The 19,119-nt window shown below is 72.4% G+C and carries 17 protein-coding genes and 2 pseudogenes; 11 read left to right on the top strand and 8 right to left on the bottom strand.

What is annotated here, in order from left to right; genetic code table 11:
- Positions 1 to 347: 347 nt before the first annotated feature.
- Complete coding sequence (locus tag ACJ6WD_RS04665) at positions 348 to 1,070, top strand: RNA polymerase sigma factor (RefSeq protein ID WP_233657133.1); 723 nt, start codon at positions 348 to 350, stop codon at positions 1,068 to 1,070.
- Complete coding sequence (locus ACJ6WD_RS04660; RefSeq protein ID WP_407615167.1) at positions 1,070 to 2,131, top strand: hypothetical protein; 1,062 nt, start codon at positions 1,070 to 1,072, stop codon at positions 2,129 to 2,131. Before ACJ6WD_RS04665 ends, ACJ6WD_RS04660 begins: the two co-directional genes overlap by 1 nt.
- A 195-nt stretch (positions 2,132 to 2,326) precedes the next feature.
- On the opposite strand, the gene ACJ6WD_RS04655 is transcribed toward ACJ6WD_RS04660, so the two are convergent.
- Entirely contained in the window at positions 2,327 to 2,683 is a 357-nt protein-coding gene (locus tag ACJ6WD_RS04655) for a peptidoglycan-binding protein (RefSeq protein ID WP_407615166.1), read from the bottom strand.
- Between the two features lie 99 nt (positions 2,684 to 2,782).
- Here ACJ6WD_RS04655 and ACJ6WD_RS04650 point away from each other — a divergent pair, with 99 nt between their 5' ends.
- Together ACJ6WD_RS04650 and ACJ6WD_RS04645 are read left to right on the top strand one after the other, a co-directional pair.
- On the top strand, positions 2,783 to 4,363 hold the full coding sequence (locus ACJ6WD_RS04650; RefSeq protein WP_016575808.1) for a methylmalonyl-CoA mutase: 1,581 nt from the start codon (positions 2,783 to 2,785) through the stop codon (positions 4,361 to 4,363).
- A gap of 54 nt (positions 4,364 to 4,417) precedes the next feature.
- Positions 4,418 to 4,630, top strand: a complete 213-nt coding sequence (locus ACJ6WD_RS04645) for a hypothetical protein (RefSeq protein ID WP_016575807.1) — start codon at positions 4,418 to 4,420, stop codon at positions 4,628 to 4,630.
- Positions 4,631 to 4,670: 40 nt separating this feature from the next.
- On the opposite strand, the gene ACJ6WD_RS04640 is transcribed toward ACJ6WD_RS04645, so the two are convergent.
- Positions 4,671 to 5,381, bottom strand: a complete 711-nt coding sequence (locus ACJ6WD_RS04640) for a FadR/GntR family transcriptional regulator (protein ID WP_233657053.1) — start codon at positions 5,379 to 5,381, stop codon at positions 4,671 to 4,673.
- A 191-nt stretch (positions 5,382 to 5,572) separates the two neighbouring features.
- Between ACJ6WD_RS04640 and ACJ6WD_RS04635 the strand changes: the two genes are divergently transcribed.
- The 3 genes from ACJ6WD_RS04635 to cutA all read left to right on the top strand — a co-directional run bounded on the left by ACJ6WD_RS04635 (position 5,573) and on the right by cutA (position 8,106).
- Complete coding sequence (locus ACJ6WD_RS04635) at positions 5,573 to 6,088, top strand: gluconokinase (RefSeq protein WP_233657052.1); 516 nt, start codon at positions 5,573 to 5,575, stop codon at positions 6,086 to 6,088.
- Positions 6,089 to 6,241: 153 nt separating this feature from the next.
- Positions 6,242 to 7,639, top strand: a complete 1,398-nt coding sequence (locus ACJ6WD_RS04630) for a gluconate:H+ symporter (protein WP_233657051.1) — start codon at positions 6,242 to 6,244, stop codon at positions 7,637 to 7,639.
- A 134-nt stretch (positions 7,640 to 7,773) separates the two neighbouring features.
- Entirely contained in the window at positions 7,774 to 8,106 is a 333-nt protein-coding gene (gene cutA / locus ACJ6WD_RS04625; protein WP_233657050.1) for a divalent-cation tolerance protein CutA, read from the top strand.
- A gap of 88 nt (positions 8,107 to 8,194) precedes the next feature.
- On the opposite strand, the pseudogene ACJ6WD_RS04620 reads toward cutA, so the two are convergent.
- Together ACJ6WD_RS04620 and ACJ6WD_RS04615 are read right to left on the bottom strand one after the other, a co-directional pair.
- Positions 8,195 to 8,615 (bottom strand): annotated as a pseudogene (locus ACJ6WD_RS04620) (NUDIX domain-containing protein).
- Between the two features lie 81 nt (positions 8,616 to 8,696).
- Positions 8,697 to 9,418, bottom strand: a pseudogene (locus ACJ6WD_RS04615) (GntR family transcriptional regulator).
- Between the two features lie 295 nt (positions 9,419 to 9,713).
- Between ACJ6WD_RS04615 and ACJ6WD_RS04610 the strand changes: the two are divergent.
- Together ACJ6WD_RS04610 and ACJ6WD_RS04605 are read left to right on the top strand one after the other, a co-directional pair.
- Positions 9,714 to 10,919: a helix-turn-helix domain-containing protein gene (locus ACJ6WD_RS04610; RefSeq protein WP_407615165.1), complete on the top strand. Its 1,206-nt coding sequence runs from the start codon at positions 9,714 to 9,716 to the stop codon at positions 10,917 to 10,919.
- Between the two features lie 134 nt (positions 10,920 to 11,053).
- The gene (locus tag ACJ6WD_RS04605; RefSeq protein WP_376435322.1) at positions 11,054 to 11,548 is read left to right on the top strand and encodes a hypothetical protein; all 495 of its coding nucleotides are present in this window, start codon (positions 11,054 to 11,056) and stop codon (positions 11,546 to 11,548) included.
- Between the two features lie 88 nt (positions 11,549 to 11,636).
- On the opposite strand, the gene ACJ6WD_RS04600 is transcribed toward ACJ6WD_RS04605, so the two are convergent.
- Positions 11,637 to 13,232, bottom strand: a complete 1,596-nt coding sequence (locus ACJ6WD_RS04600; RefSeq protein WP_407615164.1) for an FAD-dependent monooxygenase — start codon at positions 13,230 to 13,232, stop codon at positions 11,637 to 11,639.
- A gap of 38 nt (positions 13,233 to 13,270) precedes the next feature.
- Between ACJ6WD_RS04600 and ACJ6WD_RS04595 the strand changes: the two genes are divergently transcribed.
- Entirely contained in the window at positions 13,271 to 13,951 is a 681-nt protein-coding gene (locus ACJ6WD_RS04595) for a TetR/AcrR family transcriptional regulator C-terminal domain-containing protein (RefSeq protein ID WP_331247733.1), read from the top strand.
- A gap of 42 nt (positions 13,952 to 13,993) precedes the next feature.
- On the opposite strand, the gene ACJ6WD_RS04590 is transcribed toward ACJ6WD_RS04595, so the two are convergent.
- The 3 genes from ACJ6WD_RS04590 to ACJ6WD_RS04580 are packed head-to-tail and all read right to left on the bottom strand — an operon-like array spanning position 13,994 to position 17,519.
- Complete coding sequence (locus tag ACJ6WD_RS04590) at positions 13,994 to 15,178, bottom strand: acyltransferase family protein (RefSeq protein WP_407615163.1); 1,185 nt, start codon at positions 15,176 to 15,178, stop codon at positions 13,994 to 13,996.
- On the bottom strand, positions 15,178 to 16,542 hold the full coding sequence (locus ACJ6WD_RS04585) for an alpha-2,8-polysialyltransferase family protein (RefSeq protein ID WP_233657044.1): 1,365 nt from the start codon (positions 16,540 to 16,542) through the stop codon (positions 15,178 to 15,180). Before ACJ6WD_RS04585 ends, ACJ6WD_RS04590 begins: the two co-directional genes overlap by 1 nt.
- Positions 16,542 to 17,519: a glycosyltransferase family 2 protein gene (locus tag ACJ6WD_RS04580; protein WP_020929451.1), complete on the bottom strand. Its 978-nt coding sequence runs from the start codon at positions 17,517 to 17,519 to the stop codon at positions 16,542 to 16,544. The genes ACJ6WD_RS04585 and ACJ6WD_RS04580 overlap by 1 nt, the downstream gene beginning before the upstream one ends.
- A 235-nt stretch (positions 17,520 to 17,754) precedes the next feature.
- On the opposite strand from ACJ6WD_RS04580, the gene ACJ6WD_RS04575 reads away from it, so the two are divergent.
- A complete protein-coding gene (locus tag ACJ6WD_RS04575) occupies positions 17,755 to 19,062 on the top strand; it encodes a DUF6716 putative glycosyltransferase (protein WP_233657132.1) in 1,308 nt (435 codons plus the stop codon).
- Positions 19,063 to 19,119: the final 57 nt, after the last annotated feature.

Below are 19,119 nucleotides of genomic sequence, written 5' to 3'. Positions count from 1 at the left end.
AACGTGCCGGAACGCGCCGGTTGGCGCACGGCCCGCGGCCGGCTCCGCGACCCGAAGGACGTTTAGTTACTGGGGAGTTCGGATGAGTGCGAGGGCACGTCGTGCCGATGCGCCGCCCGTCCCAAGAGGTGGCCCGGGTGCCGGGCACCGGGTCTCACCCGTTACGGTCAGCAGGAACGGCCGGACGTCTGACGACCGGCGCAGCGGCTGACCGCACCGGCCGCGCGGCGCGCCCGGGCGGACCAGACGACCAACCAGCAGCGAAGAAACAGCGACAGCGCGAAGCGGCAAGGACCGGGCGGCGGACATTCAGCGTGCGACAGGATGGACCCGTGCGAGGGGACGACATTCAGCCGGACGACGGACGGCTGACGGTTGCCGTGCAGGCGGCGCAGGACGGCGACGAGGCGGCGTTCCGGCTCGTCTACCGCGCCATACAGCCCCGGCTCCTCGGCTACGTCCGGACCCTGGTGGGCGAGGCGGACGCCGAGGACGTGGCGTCCGAGGCGTGGCTCCAGATCACCCGCGACCTCCCTCGCTTCAGCGGCGACGCGGACCGCTTCCGCGGCTGGACCGCCCGGATCGCCCGTAACCGTGCGCTGGACCACATCCGGATGCGCGGCCGTCGACCGGCCGTCGGGGGCGACGAGAGCGAACTCGCCGACACCCCCGCCGCGTCCGACACCGCGGGCGAGGCGCTGGAGGCGCTGGGCACCGGCCGCACCTTCAGCCTGATAGGCCGGCTCCCGCAGGACCAGGCCGAGGCGGTGACCCTGCGGGTGGTCGTCGGACTGGACGCCAAGAGCGCGGCCCAGGTCCTGGGCAAGCGGCCGGGCGCGGTGCGCACCGCGGCCCACCGCGGTCTGAAGAAGCTCGCCGAACTCCTCACCGAGGACGGTGGCGGGGACGACGGTGACGGGGCGACCCGACGGCTGTCCGCCGGTCCGGGCCCGGGTGCTGGCACGCTGGGTGAGCTGCCCGTACAGGACCGAAGACACCAGGACGGTGTGGCGGATTCGTACGTACCAGGTGTGACGGAAACGGCCGCACGAACGCAGAAGGACATGTGATGGCCGACGACCGGTATAGCTGGCTCGACAAGGACGCCGCGGAGCGACTGCTGCGTGGTGAGCCGGCCGGTTCCCAGGTCGGCGACGGCGCACCCGAACTCGAACACCTGCTGAAGGCCGCCGCAGCGGCCGGTTCCGGCCTGCCCGAATCCGCCCCGCTGCCCGGCGAGGAGGCGGCCCTGGCCGCCTTCCGGAACGCCCGGCACGGCCCCGGCGCCCGCGGCGACACCGCCCGCGGCGCCGCGCTGCCCGGCGTCCGGTTCGACCGCACCCGCCGCGTCGCCGAACGCGGCGGGCTCGCCCGCCCCTTCAGACGCGGCTTCGCCGTCGCCCTCGCGGTCTGCGCGATCGGCGGTATCGCGGTCGCCGCCGGCACCGGCGTGCTGCCCACCCCGTTCCGGGGCGGCGAACCGCAGCCCGGGGCCAGCGTCTCGGCCGCCGAGACCCCCAGCACCTTCGAGACCCAGGAGCCGGCCACCACCGGCGAGACCGGCCGCACCCCGGCCACCCCGCCCGACGGGCGGCCCACCGGCCCCGGCGCCAGTCCCAGCCCCGGCGGCAGCCCCGGCACCGTCCCGACGCCCGGCACCCCGACGCCCGGCACGGGCACCGGCACCCCCGGCGGGGGCGGCTGGCCGCAGCAGGACGGCGACGGCAAGGGCAAGAAGCGCCTGCTGCTGGCCCTGTGCAAGGACTACGAGACCGGCAAGCGCGGCGACATGGACCGCGACACCCTGCGGCGCCTGGAATCCAAGGCCGGCGGCCCGGACCGGGTGCACGCCTTCTGCCGCCAGTACCTCGCCCAGTCCGGACAGCAGGGCGGCGGCTCGGGTGACAACGATGGCGGAGGCGGCAAGGGCGGCAACGGCGGAGGCCAGGGCGAGAACGGCGGCAATGGCGGAGGCGGCCACAACGGTGGCGGCAGCGGCGACGAGGAGGGTGACTCGTCCCCCACCGCCACGCCCAGCCCGAGCGCCCCGCCCGCCAGCACCACCCCCGCACCGGACCCCAGCACGACCGTGCCGACCCCAACCGGAACCCTTCCCGCCGGTCGGGTGTGACGTTTTTGAACGCCGCGGCGCAGTAAGAAGTGAGCCGACTGGTCATCGGCGGCGCACGAGCCAGGGTTCCCCCCGTACCCGTGGCTCAGCGCACTCGGCGCGGGCGGGGCACGTTCCCCCGGCCCTGCCCGCGCCGCCCTTTTGCGCCTAAGCCGGCGCCGCTCCCGCGTAGGTGGTGGCGGTGGGTGGGGGTGCTCAATTGTCGCTTCGGTCACGGATTTTGCCCGTGTGATGCAGTTCGGTGTGGGTCGGTCTTCTGGTGCGGGAGGTGAGCGCCGAGCGGTCCGCGCTCGCGTAGATCCCGGTGACGGACAGCCCGGCCTCCTGCTGGAACGTACGGACGGCGCGGGCGGTCCCGGCGCCGTAGCGGCCGGTCGGGTCGTGCGGGAAGAGGGCCAATTGGGCCAGCCGGGCCTGGAGGTCACGGACCGCCGGGCCGTGCGCGCCGGGCCGCAGTACCGGGGTGATTTGCACCGGATGGCAGGCCGTCACCGAGGTCAGTGCCACCAGCGCCGTCAGCGCCGCCGTTCCCGCTCTCCCGCTCCACCGCATGACCCACCCCCTTCCCTCGGTGCATCGGGACGAACCTCCGGGCATGCTGTGAATGCGGTGCAAATCTGCACTGTTCACCCGTTTGGAGGCGTAGTGGACATGGTGCGGGAGAGCGAGAGCGGACTGCCCATCGAGCCGGTGTACGGGCCGGCGGCGCTGGCCGGGTGGCACCCGGACGCCGCGCTGGGCGAACCGGGCGCCTATCCGTACACCCGGGGCGTCTACCCGACCATGTACACCGGGCGGCCCTGGACGATGCGGCAGTACGCCGGGTTCGGGACCGCGCGGGAGTCCAACGCGCGCTACCGGCAGCTCATCGAGCACGGCACGACCGGACTGTCGGTCGCCTTCGACCTGCCGACGCAGATGGGCCACGACTCCGACACCCCGATCGCGGCGGGCGAGGTCGGCAAGGTCGGAGTCGCGATCGACTCGGTCGACGACATGGAGGTGCTGTTCGGCGGCATCCCGCTGGGATCGGTCTCCACGTCGATGACGATCAACGCGCCCGCCGCGCTTTTGCTGCTCATGTACCAACTCGTGGGCGAGCAGCAAGGAGTGACGGGTCCTCAGCTCAACGGCACGGTGCAGAACGACGTGCTGAAGGAGTACATCGCGCGGGGCACGTACATCTATCCGCCGCAGCCGTCGCTGCGGCTGACCGCGGACGTCTTCCGCTACTGCCGGGCCGAGGTCCCCCGCTGGAACACCATCTCCATCTCCGGCTACCACATGGCGGAGGCCGGCGCCTCGCCCGCGCAGGAGATCGCCTTCACCCTGGCCAACGGCATCGCCTACGTCCGCACCGCGCTCGCCGCCGGCATGGACGTCGACGACTTCGCGCCGCGGCTGTCGTTCTTCTTCGTCGCCCGCACCACGCTGCTGGAGGAGGTCGCCAAGTTCCGTGCCGCGCGGCGGATCTGGGCGCGGGTGATGCGGGAGGAGTTCGGTGCGCGCAACCCCAAGTCGCAGATGCTGCGGTTCCACACCCAGACCGCGGGCGTGCAGCTGACCGCCCAACAACCGGAGGTCAACCTCGCGCGGGTGACCGTGCAGGGGCTGGCGGCGGTGCTCGGCGGGACCCAGTCGCTGCACACCAACTCCTTCGACGAGGCGATCGCGCTGCCCACCGAGAAGGCGGCCCGGCTCGCCCTGCGGACACAGCAGGTGCTCGCCCACGAGACCGACGTGACCGCCACCGTCGACCCGTTCGCCGGTTCGTACGCGGTGGAGTCGCTCACCGACGCCGTCGAGGAGGCGGTCCTCGCGCTGATGACGCGGGTCGAGGACCTGGGGGGCGCGGTCGCCGCCATCGAGCGGGGCTTCCAGAAGGAGGAGATCGAGCGCAACGCCTACCGCATCGCCCAGGAGACCGACGCCGGCGCGCGGGTGGTGGTCGGCGTCAACCGCTTCCGCACCGACGAGGAGGAGCCCTACGAGCCGCTGCGGGTGGATCCCGCCATCGAGGCGCAGCAGGCCGAGCGGCTGGAGCGGCTGCGCGCCCACCGCAACCGCCACGCGGTCACCGCGGCGCTCGGCGCGCTCCGCAAGGCCGCCGAGGGGACGGACAACGTGCTCTACCCGATGCGGGAGGCGCTGCGCGCCCGGGCGACGTTGGGCGAGGTGTGCGACGCGCTGCGCGAGGTGTGGGGGACGTACGTGCCGACGGACGCCTTCTGAGGTCGTGCCGGGTGCCGGGTGCGGCGCCCGCGGCGCGTCCGCCAGACTGGGGGCATGTCCGCACCCCGACGCCGCTGCCCCATCTGCACCCGAGAGATCGCCGTGGTCGGCGGTCGGTACGCCCGCCACGACCCGCCGGGGCGGCGGACCGGGATCGAGCTGATCTCCTGTCCGGGCTCGCGGCGGACCGCACCGATGATGGCGCCCGCGGAGAAGCTCTTCGACCCCGAGGAGCCGCCGATCCCCGGCCAGCAGCCGCTGTTCTGACGGGCCGGCCCGGGGCGGACCGCGGCGCCGGGTCCGCGAACTACGGTGCGAGGACGTCGAGTTCGGCCATCGCGCCGACGGTGATCTCCCGGGTGAGGGCCTCCGCGCGGACCGCGTCCCCGGTACGGATCGCCTCGGCGACCTGGACGTGCAGGGTGACCGCGGCCGGGTCGGGGTCGGTGAACATCACGTGGTGCTGGGTGCGGCCGGTCAGGACCGCGGCGACGACCTCGGCGAGGCGCGCGAACATCTCGTTGCCCGAGGCGGACAGCACCACCTTGTGGAACGCCATGTCGTGGACGAGGTAGGCGTCGAGCTGCTGGCCGCGCGAGGTGGCCACCATCCCCATGGCGTGCTCGGTGAGCTCGGCGCACTGGGCGGGGGTGGCGTGGTGGGCCGCGAGCCCGGCCGCCACCGGCTCGACGGCCGAGCGCAGCACGGTCAGCGAACGCAGCTGCCGGGGGCGGTCCCGGCCGGCCAGTCGCCAACCGATCACCCGTGGGTCGTAGACGTTCCACTCCTCGGTCGGGCGGACCGTCACCCCGACCCGGCGCCGGGACGCGACCAGGTGCATGGACTCCAGGACCCGGACCGCCTCGCGGATCACCGTGCGGGAGACGTCGAACCGCTCGGCCAGTTCGTCGGTGCGCAGGACCGTGCCCGGAGGGTGGTCACCCGCGGTGATCGCGGGCCCCAGGGACTCCAGCACGCGGGCGTGCAGCCCCTTCTCCCCGTTTGCGGTCGCGTCCATGAGCCAAGCCTACGTTCCCGCCTCCCGGCCAATTAAGTATGACGTTTGCGTCACAGGGGCTTGAATACGTCGTACCTAATGAGTTTCAGTGGAGGGCGCACGAGGTCAAAGAAGACCGTGTCGTACCGATCACCCCGAGAGGGGCGATGTGGCGCGAGACGTTCTGTATACGAAGTTTCGAGGTATTCGGGATGGGCAGCGCCGACGTCATCGTCGTCATGGGTGTGGCCGGGACCGGCAAGACGACGATCGGTCCCCTGGTGGCCGACGCCCTCGGCGTCCCGTACGCCGAGGGCGACGACTTCCACCCGCCGGCCAACATCGCCAAGATGTCGGCGGGCGTGCCGCTGGACGACGCCGACCGCGGCCCCTGGCTCGACGCCATCGGCGCCTGGGCGCACGGGCGGGCCGGCCACGGCGGAGTGGTCAGCTGCTCCGCGCTCAAGCGGGCCTACCGCGACCGGCTGCGGGCCGCCGCCCCGGGCGTGGTCTTCCTCCACCTCGCCGGCGACCGCGCGCTGATCGAGGCGCGGATGGCCGAACGCAAGGGCCACTTCATGCCCACCGCACTGCTGGACTCCCAGTTCGCCACGCTCGAACCGCTCGGTCCGGACGAGGCGGGCGTGGCCGTCGACGTCTCCGGTACCCCGGAGCAGATCGCCGACCGCGCCGTCACCGCACTGCGCCACCGGACCCAGGCCGCGTAACCCGCGCCGAGGCCACCCCCCCCAAGCCGCCGGGCCCCTCCCTTCCCCCCCCCGAGGGGCCCGGCTCTCCTCACCGTTCCCCTCCCCTCCGACCAAGGGGCCCTCCGAAAGCCGGGCCTTCGCCAAAGGGGCCCTCCGACAAAGGGAATCGCCGTGCCACATCTCAGCGTCGAGATGCTCGCAGCGGACGCGACCACGCCGATCACCACGGCCGGTCACGCGCAGCTGGGCATCGCCGTCCTGGCGGGTATCGCCGTCATCGTCCTGCTGATCACCAAGTTCAAGCTGCACGCCTTCCTGTCGCTGATCATCGGTTCGCTGGTGCTCGGCGCGGTGGCCGGGGCGCCGCTCGACAAGGCCATCGCCAGCTTCTCCACCGGGCTGGGCACGACCGTCGCGGGCACCGGCGTGCTGATCGCGCTGGGCGCCGTCCTCGGCAAACTCCTCGCCGACTCCGGCGGCGCGGACCAGATCGTGGACACGATCCTGGCGAAGGCCGGGCGACGGGCGATGCCCTGGGCCATGGTGCTGATAGCCGGCATCATCGGGCTGCCGATCTTCTTCGAGGTCGGCATCGTGCTGCTGATCCCGGTGGTCCTGCTGGTCGCCAAGCGCGGCAACTTCTCCCTCATGCGCATCGGCATCCCGGCGCTGGCCGGCCTGTCCGTGATGCACGGGCTGATCCCGCCGCACCCCGGGCCGCTGGCCGCGATCGACGCGGTCAAGGCCAACCTCGGCGTCACACTGGCGCTGGGCGTCGTCATCGCCATCCCCGCGGCGATCATCGCCGGCCCGCTCTTCTCCCGCTACGCGGCCCGCTGGGTCGACATCGCCCCGCCCGAGAAGATGATCCCCCAGCGGACCTCCGACGACCTTCAGAAGCGCCCCGGCTTCGGCATCACCGTCGCCACCGTCCTGCTGCCGGTCGTGATGATGCTCGCCAAGGCCCTGGTGGACGTCGTCGTGGACAACCCCGCGCACACCGTCCAGCGGATCTTCGACGTCGTCGGCTCGCCGCTGATCGCACTGCTCACCGCCGTCGTCGTCGCGATGTTCACGCTCGGCCGCGCGGCCGGCTTCACCCGTGGCCGGATCGCGTCCACCGTCGAGTCCTCGCTCGGCCCGATCGCCGGCGTGCTGCTGATCGTCGGCGCCGGCGGCGGCTTCAAGCAGACCCTGGTGGACTCCGGCGTCGGCCAGATGATCCTGGAGATCTCCAAGGACTGGAACATCTCCACGCTGCTGCTGGCCTGGCTGATCGCGGTCACCATCCGCCTCGCCACCGGCTCCGCCACCGTCGCCACCATCTCGGCCGCGGGCCTGGTAGCCCCCCTCGCCGCCGACATGAGCACCACCCACTCCGCCCTCCTCGTCCTCGCCGTCGGCGCCGGCTCCCTCTTCTTCAGCCACGTCAACGACGCCGGCTTCTGGATGGTCAAGGAGTACTTCGGCATGGACGTCGGCCAGACCCTGAAGACCTGGTCGGTGATGGAGACCCTGATCTCGGTCGTCGGGATCGTGGGGGTGCTGTTGCTGTCGTTGGTGGTGTAGGGGCGGTCGCCGACGCGTCGGCCTCACGGTTGTGGATGAGCCCCTGCCGGGCGCCCTTGGGGTGGTCGGCGGGGGCTTTGCGTCGGAAGTGCGTGTTCACGGAGAAGCGGAGCCCGCGTCAGTAGGCTCGCCACATGGCGGACTTCCTTCAGGTATCCACTGCGACGGAGACTCGCGAGGGCGCGGTCAGGCTCGCTCAATCGGTTGTGTCGGCTCGGCTCGCGGCGGGAGCACAGATCGTCGGGCCCGTGATCTCCGTCTTCTGGCATCGGGGTGAGTTCGGCACGGGGGAGGAGTGGCAACTCCTGTTCAAGGCCCGTGCCGACCGGTACGACGAGATCGAGGCGCATCTGTTGAATCACCACCCATGGAACAACCCGGAGGTTTCAGCGGTGCCGATCGTCGCCGGATCGGCGGCATACCTGCGCTGGGTGGAGACGGCCACCGCGCCCGACTCGGAGGGGTGAGTTGTCGGAGAGCCGACCGCGGGAGGCGCGAGGTGTCCCTGCCGGTCGCCATGTCGGCTCCCGACAGAGAGCCTTCGCCCGTCGGCTGCTATCCCAGGTACGGTGCCGGTCGGCGTTCCAGGAAGTGCCGAATCCGTAGCCGTTGAGTGTGGTGCATGGGCAACTCGTCCGTCTCGTCAGGAGCCACGAAACGAGGCTCCGATGCCTCGTCGGAGAGCGTGAGCGCACCTCCGACGACCTGCGCGGTGAAGTACACGTTGAACTGCCGCCGCACCTCTCCGTCGCTGTATGCGATGACATGACGCGGGTCCGTGTAGGTGCCGACCAGGCCGGTGACCTCCACGTCCAATCCGGTCTCTTCCTTGACCTCCCGGACGGCCGTTCCCGGGAGGGAATCAGTCAGTTCCATCCCGCCGCCGGGCAGCGCCCACAGGCCGTTGTCGACCCAGCCGCTGGAGCAGGATGCGTCCCGCGTCCTCCGTGACGGCTGCCGACGCGGCGACGAGCAGGGTGTTCGGTTGCGGCGCCCGTGGGTCGTCGTAGTGCTCAGTCCGGGGCGCGTGCTCAGCCTCTTGCCGCCCTGAGGCCCCTCACGGCTGGTACTCGTATCCGATCGTGAAGCGGGGCGGCAGGCACCATTCGCCGTATTCGATGACGCCGTCGGCGTCCGACCAGCGGTGTGCTCCCGCCAGGATCGGAGCGCCCACGGGCAAGCCCAGGGCGCTGGCCTCGCGCGCGTCCGCGGCCCGGGCGTGCATGTCGTCCCTGGCGTGCGCGATGGTGCGTTCCGTGGCCTCCAACACCCGGGCCGACAAGCCGTGGTTGCGCTCCGGTGCGGTGTTCAGCAGGTCGGGCACGAGGGCGGCGAACGGCGCCGGGTACCACGTGACCGCGAACACCGTCCGGGTCTTGCCCCGGCCCGCCAGCCATTCCCGGCGGACGACCTGGTCTCCCGTGTCCAGGTCGAAGATCTCGGCGATGTACAGCGGAGGGGCAACCAACTCCGCCGCCGTGACCCGGCTCGTCTCGCCGTCGGCGAGGAACGACTTCACGCGCTGCACCCGGGCGAGCCGGTCGCGCGCCGAAAGGGTCCACACCGGGTCGTCGGCGACGTACGTGCCGCGCGGAGTGGTCCGGATGTACCCCTCGACCTGGAGTGCCTGGAGAGCGCGGGACACCGTCGCGGCGGCCACCTGCCACTGCCCCGAGATCTCCCGGTTCGTGGGCAGCTTCGCCCTGGCTCCAGATCGCCCGACAGGATGCGCTCCCGGAAGTGATCCGCGATCTTCGTAAACGTTTTCGGGCCAGGCATCTCCCTTACTCCTCACGTGAGTTGGGGGCCGAAGTCGCTCAGCACACTAGGGCACCGGAACCGCAGCCGGAGCGCTTCGGCCGCCTCGGTAATGAACTAGTTCTCGCTGATCGTCGGCGCCGGCGGCGTCAAGCAGACGCTGGTGGAGGCGACCGGGTGCAGCGGCTCCTCGGGCAGCCCGCTCACTCGCGAACTCCGCACCGACCCTCCGTAGAGTGACGGAGAGCAATTGCCGTTCCCCGGTGGCTGGCCCGGGGGTACCTTCGGAAATGTCGAGATCCGAAGGGATTCCCGGATGCCCTACGCCAGTGGCAACGCCAGCGAGCGCATCGGGCAGCGCATCGCGGAGGCCCGCAAGGCACGTGGCCTGACGCAGCTACAACTCGCTCAGCACGTCCCGTGCTCGAAGTCGCTCATCGCCCAGGTGGAGCGCGGCCACAAGCCCGCCACGCCGTCGCTCACCGCAGGCGTCGCCCGTGCCCTCGGGATCCGTCTCGAACAGCTCACCGGGCAGCCGTACGAGGACCCGCACCGGGGGCGGGTGCGTGCGACCGTGCCGGACATCCAGACGTCGATGCTGTCGTGGGACCTGCCCGAAGAGGACCTACCGGTCCGGCCGTTCGAGGCGCTGGCGGCCGATGTCGCGCGGGCCTCCGCACTCGGGCGGAAGGCCCGGTACGCGACGCTCGGCACGATGCTTCCGTCGCTCCTCGACGAGCTGTCGGCCGCCTGCCACTCCGCCAACGGGGCCGAACGGGAGAAGCTGTTCGGGCTGCTCGCCGAGGCGTACAGCGGGGTGACCGCCATCGCGTACGCCGTGGGGTTCTTCGACTTGCGTTCGCAGGCCATGGACCGGGTGCAGTGGGCGGCGCGCGAGTCGCGCGATCCGCTGCGCATCGGACGCACGCAGTGGCAGCGCGCCACCCTGTTTCTACAGGCGGCCGCGTACGACCGCGGGATGCGACTGTTGGACCGGGTGCGCCACGACGTGGGCGAGGACATCGGCCGCATGGCGGGACCCGAGCTGAGCATGCACGGTGCCGTCCACCTGCGTTCGGCCATGTTCGCCGCGCGGGACGGGAACGCGGCCACCGCCCGCGCGCATCTCGACGCCGCGGCCGACACCGCACGTCTGCTCGGGCGGGACGCGAACCATTACGGCCTGGAGTTCGGGCCGACCAACGTGGCCATGCACCGGCTCGGGGTGGCCGTGGAACTGCACGACGGGCCGGAGATCGGACGCCTCATGCGGCACACCCGGCTGCCCACCGACGTGGCACCCGTCCGGGCGGGCCGCTGGTACATGGACGCGGCGAAGGGCTGGCTCGACTACGGCCATCGTGAGAAGGCGTTCACTGCGCTCCAAGCTGCCCGCCGCGTGGCGCCCGAGCAGACCCGCAACCATCCCCAAGTGCGGGAAACCGTCCATGCGTTGATCCGGCTCCAGCGGTACGGCAGCGAGTCCCTGTCGAGTTTCGCCGCCTGGCTCGGCATCGCCTGAGGTTTCACGAGCCGTGAAACTCACCGGGCTTCGTCGGGCCCAGCATGAAGGGACAAGGCCGGGCGAGGACGCACTGGTGCGACCTCCTCGGGTGTGCCCCGTGCTGGTTGAGGAGCGTGAAGGTGCTGAATCCCATGGACACCGCACGGCTGTTGCCGTGGAGCAGCCCGGAGGGAAAGCCGTGTTACCTCATCGGCGGGACCGGGACCGGGTACGTCTCCCGGCTCGCCGACCGGGTGGAGGCGGAGCAGATGGACGCGGCGGCCGAACTCGTCGAGGAAGCCGGTGATGTCCTTGCCGGGCGGTGCTGGTCACCCGGCGAAATCCACTTGCTGGCCGTCGAGTTGAACGCGCACCTGGCCAGGGTCCATCGGGTTTCGAAGAGCCGGGGCGGCCGGTTGCTCCAGTTGGAGAGAGATTCCGGTACGGACGGCGAGGACGACGAAGACGGTGCGGGCGGTCGCGGAGACCCGCCTGCCGAGGACTTCCCCGACCGGGACGGTCCCGAGGAGGGGCGGCGCGCGCCCCGTTCGAGCCCGCGGGCTCGGCTCGGGGCTCCGGTCCGTCCTGCGGGGAGCGTCCCGGGCGTTCCCCTGAAGGGTGCCGTGCGGGGGGCGTCCGCGCGGTGAGGGAGGCGGGGCCCGTCCTCCTGGTCTCAGGGGAGGGCGGGCCCCGGGCCGGTGGTGCGGGTGGTGGCTCGGTCTCGCCCGGGCCGGCTCAGGCGGCGACGGGGGTCGCGCCGAAGTGCGTCCGGAGGGTCTCCGTGAGTGCCGCCGTCGCCTCCTCGGGCGGGGCCGCCACCGCGATGTAGCCGTCGGGGCGGATGAGGAAGACGGTGGGGGTGGTGCCGTAGGCCGCGCGGAGGTGGCCGTCGGGGTCGAGGAGGTCAGGGGTGGGGCCGCCGACGTGGACGGTGTGGAGGGGGGTGGAGCCGGCCGCTTTGGTGAGGGCCGGGGTGTCCAGGTCGGGGGCGTCGAGGGCGAGCACGGTGAAGTGCGGGCCGCGGAAGGCGTCGAAGAGGCGGGTGGGGGTGCCGTCGGCGGTGGTGCAGGGGGCGTCGGGGGCGCGGTCGCCGGCGGTGCGGGCGCCCTCGGCGAGGCCGGTGCGCAGCTCGCGGGTGAGCGGGCTTTCCGGGTAGCCGACGCCGAGTTGGTGCAGGTCGCGGCCGCGGCGGAGGCTGCCGGAGCGGTGCAGTCGGGTGCTGGTCGCGAGGATGTCGGCGGCGATCGGGCGGCGCTCGGCCTCGTAGGTGTCGAGGAGGGCGTCGGGGGCGCCGTGCCGGAGCACTTGGCCGAGCTTCCAGCCGAGGTTGTAGCCGTCCTGGACGCTGGTGTTCAGGCCCTGGCCGCCGGCCGGGGAGTGGATGTGCGCGGCGTCGCCGGCCAGGAACACCCGGCCGTGGCGGTAGGCGTCGACCATGCCGGCCTTGGGGCGGTAGAGGGACGTCCAGAGCACCTCGCGGACCTGGTCGCGGGTGAGGTGGGTGTGCGTGGCGATCAGGTCGCGGACCGCCTCGTGGGAGGTGTCCGGCTCGCCGGCCGCGGCGGCGAGCAGCTGGAAGTCGTCGGTGCCGGCCAGCGGGAGGAGGCCGACGAAGCCGCCGTTCGGCAGCATCCAGCGGTGCCAGTGGTCGCGGTCGAGGCCGTCGAGGCGGATGTCGGCGAGGACGGCGTGGCCCGGGGCGAGGTCCGGCCCGGTCATCCGGACGTCGAGCTGCTTGCGGACGGTGCTGGCGCCGCCGTCGCAGGCGACCAGGTAGCGGGCCCGGACGGTGCGCACGGCGGCGTCGGGCCCGGTCAGACGGGCGGTCACGCCGTCGTCGTCCTGGGTGAAGTCGGTGAGTGCGGTGTCCAGTTGGACGCTGCCGCCGAGGTCGCACAGGCGGTCGTGGAGCAGGCGGACGTTGCGCCACTGGGGGAGCATGCGGATGTCGGCGTAGGGCGCGGACGGGGTCGGGACGCCCCGTTCCACCATCTCGTGGGTGCGGACGATCCGGCCGTCCTCCCACAGTGCCATGGGCGGGTAGAGGCCGCTGGCGGCGTGCGCGGCGGGGAGCACGCCGAGGTCGTCGTAGACCTCCTGGGTGCGGGGCTGGATGCCGGTGCCGCGGGCGCCGCGGGAGAGGGTGTCCTGCCGCTCGACGATCAGGGTGGTCACGCCCCGGCGGGCGAGGTCGATGCCGAGCGCGAGGCCGGTCGGGCCGGCGCCGGAGATCAGGACGTCGACGGGCGGCGCGGTGGCGCCCCCGGCGGCGGCCTCGGAGGTGCCCTCGGTGGGGTTGGCGAAGGTTTCCTTAACGCTGTTAAGTGCCATGCTTCCGAGGCTGCCCTTAACGGTGTTAAGTTGTCAACATGGCTTCGCGCATTGACCGAAAACTGGTGGTGGAGACCGCCCTGCGGCTGCTGAACGAGGGCGGGCTGGACGGCCTGACCCTCCGGCGGATCGCCAAGGAACTCGACGTCCAGGCGCCGGCGCTCTACTGGCACTTCAAGAACAAGCAGGAACTGCTCGACGAGATGGCGACCGAGATCTTCCGGCGGCTGTTCCGGTCGACGCCGCCCGAGGGCGGGCCGGGGCCGGACGGCCGGTGGCCGTCCTGGCAGGAGATGGTCCGGAACACCTGCGCCGCGCTCCGCCGGGAACTGCTCACCTACCGCGACGGGGGCAAGGTCGTCGCCGGCACGCGGATGACGGACGACAGCTTCGCCGCCCCCCTGGAACTCTTCCTCGGCCACTTCACCGCGGTCGGCTTCACCCTGCCCGAGGCGTCCCGCGCCTGGTGGACCGCGTACAACTACACGGTCGGGCTGGTCATCGAGGAGCAGTCGGTGCACCCCGACCCCGCGCACCGGGAGGTCCGCGACCCGTCCTACGACCTCGACGAGCGGGAGCGCCGACTGGGCGCGGAGTACCCGCTCGCCGCGCGGGCCGGGCGGGCGCTCTTCGGGGACCTGGAGGAGGCGTTCGAGGTCGGGCTCCAGATCATCGTCGCCGGGATCGAGGCCAACTACGTGCAGGCGCACGGGCGTTGACGGAGGTGCGGGGCGGGTCGGGCCCGCCCCGCCGGTGAGCGGCTAGCGGCGCGGATCGATGGCGCGGCGCAGTCGCGGGGTCAGCGGGCGCTCGACCCACCGGTGCAGCACCCACGCCAGCAGCAGCATCAGCCCGACGGTCAGCAGGAACGTGGCGTACGAGGGCAGCCCGAGGTCGCGGTGCAGCACGCCTATGACGACCCAGCCCAGGTGCTCGTGGACGAGGTAGAAGGGGTAGGTCAGTGCCCCGGCGACGGTCAGCCAGCGCCAGTTCGCCCAGCGCAGGGCGCCCAGGGCCACCGCGGCGACCGCGGCGAAGCCGAGGGTCACGATGGCGATGATGACGGTCGCCGAGCGGTACGAGAAGGCGTGCGCGGACGGTGCGTGCCAGAGCCCGGCGACCGCGTAGTGCTGCCCGATCAGCCAGCTGACCAGCACGATCGTCCAGGCGACCGGGTCCCGCCGGCCGAACCGGTGCAGCAGGTACAGGCCCACGCCGCCGATGAAGAACGGGGCGTACTGGGGCATCAGGACGGTGGTGAGGAAGGGGTCGTGGGCGGACTGGGCTAGGGCGGCGGCCAGCGTCCAGCCGGCGCAGAACAGCACGACCCGCCCGCGGGTGGCGCCCGGCAGCACCACGCACAGCGCGAAGAGGGCGTAGAAGCGCATCTCCGCCCAGAGCGTCCAGCACACGCCGAGGACCCGGTGCACGCCCAACGGGTACTGGAGCATGGTGAGGTTCGTCAGCACCTCGCTGGGCGAGAGCGCCTTGAAGGCGACCCAGGGGAGCGCGAAGACCGCGGTGACCAGCAGGATCGCCACCCAGTAGGCGGGGTACAGGCGGCTGACCCGGGAGGCGACGAAGGAGCGCAGGGTCCGCCCCCAGCCACTGAGGCAGATGACGAAGCCACTGATCACGAAGAAGATCTGGACGCCCAGGCAGCCGTACGCGAACGCGCCGGAGAGGGCGGGGAACTGGTGGGCCGGGGAATCGCCCCAGGCCCGGGAGACGTCACCGTTGCGGCCGCCGTAGTGGTACGCGGCGACCATCAGGGCGGCGAGCAGCCGCAGCCCGTCCAGGGCCCGCAGCCGGGCGGCGCCACCGCTCCGGCCGCGGCCCGGTATCGAGGTGTCCCGGACGGCGGCCGGAGCGGCGCCCGACCGGCCGGCCGCGGCGCGGTCCGGCGCCGTGCGGGGCGCCCCGGCCGCCGGTGAGGTCGTGGTCATCAGGCGGCGGCCCGCTTCCTCAATCGGCGCTGCACGGCCCGGGCCCGGCGCGCCACCCGGCGGAGGGCGGCGTTGCGCGGGATGAACGACAGTTGGGACGGGAGCGCGCCGGGCAGCGCCAGCGCGGTGAGCCGGCGACGCTTGAAGTAGCGCCGGGTGCGCGGGCTCAGGTGGGCCGCCAGGTAGCGTTCGGCGGCCGGCCGCAGGTGCGGGTAGATCTGGTGCTGCATCGCGTAGCCGACGGCGGTGACCAGCGGGCCGACGTCCTCGGGCGCGGCGATGGCGCGGGGCCGTTCGGCGCGGTCGGCGAGGTCCGGCACCAGCGCGTCCACCAGCGTCACCGGCATCCGGTTGCTGTTCTGGTACGGCGTCAACCGCTCCAGCAGCAGCCCGGTGCCGGTCCGGGCCACCGGCAGGTCGTAGAAGACGGCCGCGGTCAGGAGCGCGGTGGAGAAGCAGCCGACCACCAGCGCCGGCCGGGTCCGCTGGTAGAGGACCTCGGCGAGCACCGGCCGGTCCAGCACCGTGAGCGCGACCTCAAGCCGCTCGGCCTCCCGCTCCAGCAGCCGCGACCAGCGGGCCGGCGCCGACGGGTGCGGCTTGAAGACGATCTCGCGGTGCCCCCGCTCGACCGCCCCGCGCACCATCGCCACGTGCAGTTCCTCTTCCTCCTGCGGGGTGAGGATGGCGAGCGCGGAGAGGTACTGGCCGAGCAGCAGCGCCGCGCCCTCCGGCACCCCGGCCAGGTCGCCCGCCGCCGTGCCGTCGTCGGCGAGGTCGGCCAGCACCTTGGTGAACGCGGCGGACGGCACCAGCACCGGCTCGACCCCGAACTCGGTGAGCAGCAGCGGCTTCAGGCCCGGCACCAGGTCCAGGTGCAGCAGCCGCTCGATCCGGGTGCCGACCAGCGGGTCGAGCTTGTTGCGGGTGGGGCCGTAGCTCATCAGCCCGTCGGCGTAGACGTGGACGGGCGCACCGGGGAAGAGCTGCGCCAGCGCCAGCGCCGGGTTGACCTGGATCGACTCCACGACCAACTCGACCTGGTCGTCGCCCAGTTCCCACAGCAGCCGCAGGTGGCGCTCCCACAGCGGTACGTCGTCGGAGCGCGGCGACCAGCCGCCGGGGTGGAACGGGCGGATCGTCTCGTTCCACGACAGCACCCGGTCGAAGCGGCCGCGCAGCCGCGCGAAGCCGGGCATGGCGTCCAGCGCCGGGGTGGTCTCCGGGGTCGTCGCGTTGTTGCTGATCAGCAGTAGTCGGCGGTCGGCCGGTGCGAACAGGTCGGCGTCCAGGGCCGCGGCCAGCGTCGCCGCGCCGTAGAGGGTGGAGGCCAGGAAGATCTGGGTGCGGGGCCGGTCGGGCATCAGGCGGCGACCTCCGCCGGGGTGGGGCGGCGACGCAGCCGCCGCAGCCGGGAGGCGCGGTGTACATCCATGGAATCCAGGGCTTCCTTCAGTACGTCCTGCGGCATGCGTTTCATGGCCGCGGCGCTCATCGCCCGCAAGGTGCGGGCGACCGGCGGCTCGAACCGTTCGATCGAGCCGAGATGGTGGGAAATGATCGCGCAATACGTGCGGACCGCTTTCGGCAACAACAGGTGCGCTTCGGGGTCCCGCGCCGTTTCCTCGATCACCTGATCGAAGGCGCGAATGAAGTCCAATTGCCGCACATCGCCGATCTGGGTCAGCGAGGACGCCACTCCGCGTCGGTAGAAAACCCCCAACAGGCCGGTCACCGCCATGGATTTCGCCTCGCGGTGCAATCGCCAGATCCACGGCCGGTCCTCGGCCGTGCGCAACCCGTCGGTGAAGTGCAGCAATCCGTCGTCGAGCAGCCGCCGGTGGTAGATGCCGGCCCAGGCGTAGGCGTAGTCCACCGAGGTGGAGCGGTCGGCGGGCAGGATCACGCTCCGCGGATCCATCACCACCCCACGCCGGCCGTGCGGGACCCGGTGCACGGTGCGCGCCCGGGCGGTGCACTGGACGTGGTCGGTGCGGACGAAGTCGCACCCCAACTCCTCTATGACGGAGAGGAGTTCGGGGAGGTAGCCGGGGGCCAGCCAGTCGTCCCCGTCGAGGAAGGTGAGGTAGGTGCCGCGGGCCGCGTCCAGCCCGGTGTTGCGGGCGGTGGCCAGACCGCCGTTCTTCTCGTGCCGCAGCACCCGGGCGCCCGGCAGGTCCGCCGCGGCGCGCGCGAGGATCTCCGGCGTCTCGTCGCGTGAACAGTCGTCGACGAGGAGGAATTCGAAATCCTCGCGAGAGTTCGCCGCCAGGCTTTTCAGAGTATCGGGCGCGTATGTCTGCACGTTGTAGAACGGCACGATGACGGAGAGCTTAACCACCCACGTGACGTTAGGGGTGGCGCCCGGCATTCGTCTTGACGTGGCGCGTACTTGGCGGTGAACGAAGAATGGCGGGATGGTTAACCGAGCCGGTGACCGGACGGTATCCGGGTGGGTTCGACATGCGTCGGTCGGCTGTTAACCCGTTGTTGCTCCTCAGTTGGTCCGCCAACCGTCGCGCCTTCCTAGCGTCTTCGACGTGCCATCACGTATCCATTCCGCACCGCGGGTCGCGGTGCTCGCCGACTCGGACACCCGGTGGAAGTGGGGCGCCCTGACCGCCCGCCGACTCCAACCGGACGCCCGGCTCGACGGCTACCTGCTCCGCGGCCGCGCCACCCCCACCGTCCGCCAACTCGGCGAGGTCGGCGCCCGCGCGGACTCGCTGCGGGAGATCCGGGGCGTCGACTTCGTCCGCGCCGTGGACCGCACCCGTTGCGACGTGCTGGTGCTGGCCTGCGTCGGCGGCGCCGTCCAGGCGATGCTGCACGGACTGGGGCACGCCTGGCGCACCGAAGGGCGCCGCCCCGTCGTCGTCACCGGTTACGTCGGCGTGGTCTACGAGAAGCTCGCCGACGGCCTGTTGCTGCGGCACGGCGCGGACGTGGTGCTCGCCAACTCCCGCCACGACGCGGACCGGTTCCGCGCGGTCTACCGCGGCGTCGGCGCCCCGGACGGCTCCGTAGTGGAATGCGCGCTGCCCTTCCTCGGCGGCGCCCCCTACGCGGAGCCGCAGGCCGGGCCCGCCGCACCGGGAGGCCGCCCGTACACCGTGGTGTTCGCCGCCCAGCCGTCCGTGCCGGACGGCCGCGAGGGGCGGACCCACCTGCTGCGCAGGGCGGTCGAGCACGCCCGACGGCACCCGGACCGGGAGGTGCTGATCAAGCTCCGCAGCAAGCCCGGCGAGCACACCACCCACATCGAGGAGCTGCCCTACCAGAAGCTCGCCACCAAGCTTCCCGGCGGACTGCCGCCCAACTGCCGCCTGGTGTACGGGAACATGGGCGAGGTCCTGGACCGCACCGACCTGCTGGTCACGGTCAGCTCCACCGCCGCCCTGGAGTCGCTGCACCGCGGCATCCCCACCGCCGTCCTCACCGACCTCGGCATCCGCGAGGCGCTCGGCAACCACCACTTCCTCGGCTCCGGCTGCCTGGCCTCCTGGGACGAACTCGACGCCGGCCACCGCCCGCAGCCCGACCCCACGTGGCTGGCCGGACAGGGCGTCGCCGCGGACGGGGCGTACGAGGGGGCCTTCGACGCCGCCCGCGACCGCGTCACCGCACTGGCCGCCGCCGGCCAACTGCCGCCGCTCACCCCCTACTACACCCCCCGCACCGCCCCCGGCTACCTGCCCGGCATCCTCGCCCGCTACGGCCTGGACCCGCAGGGCGCACCGCTCGCCGGACACGCCGAGGAACCCCAAGAAGCCGGCGGGCTGCGGAAGTTGGCCCGCGAGACGGTCCGCGAGGCCGCCCGGGGCGCCTACCGGCACGGCGTCCAGCGCGTCGCCCCGGCCATCCGCCGCTGGGGGCAGCTGTGAGCCACCCCCGCACCCGCGCACGACCGGCACCAGCGACCGGTCCCCGCCCGACCAAGG

This window comes from Streptomyces sp. VTCC 41912 (assembly GCF_045799175.1).
GTDB lineage: Bacteria > Actinomycetota > Actinomycetes > Streptomycetales > Streptomycetaceae > Streptomyces > Streptomyces albulus_C.
Note: the sequence above shows the minus strand (reverse complement) of the source record. Positions and strands in the feature narration are given on the sequence as shown.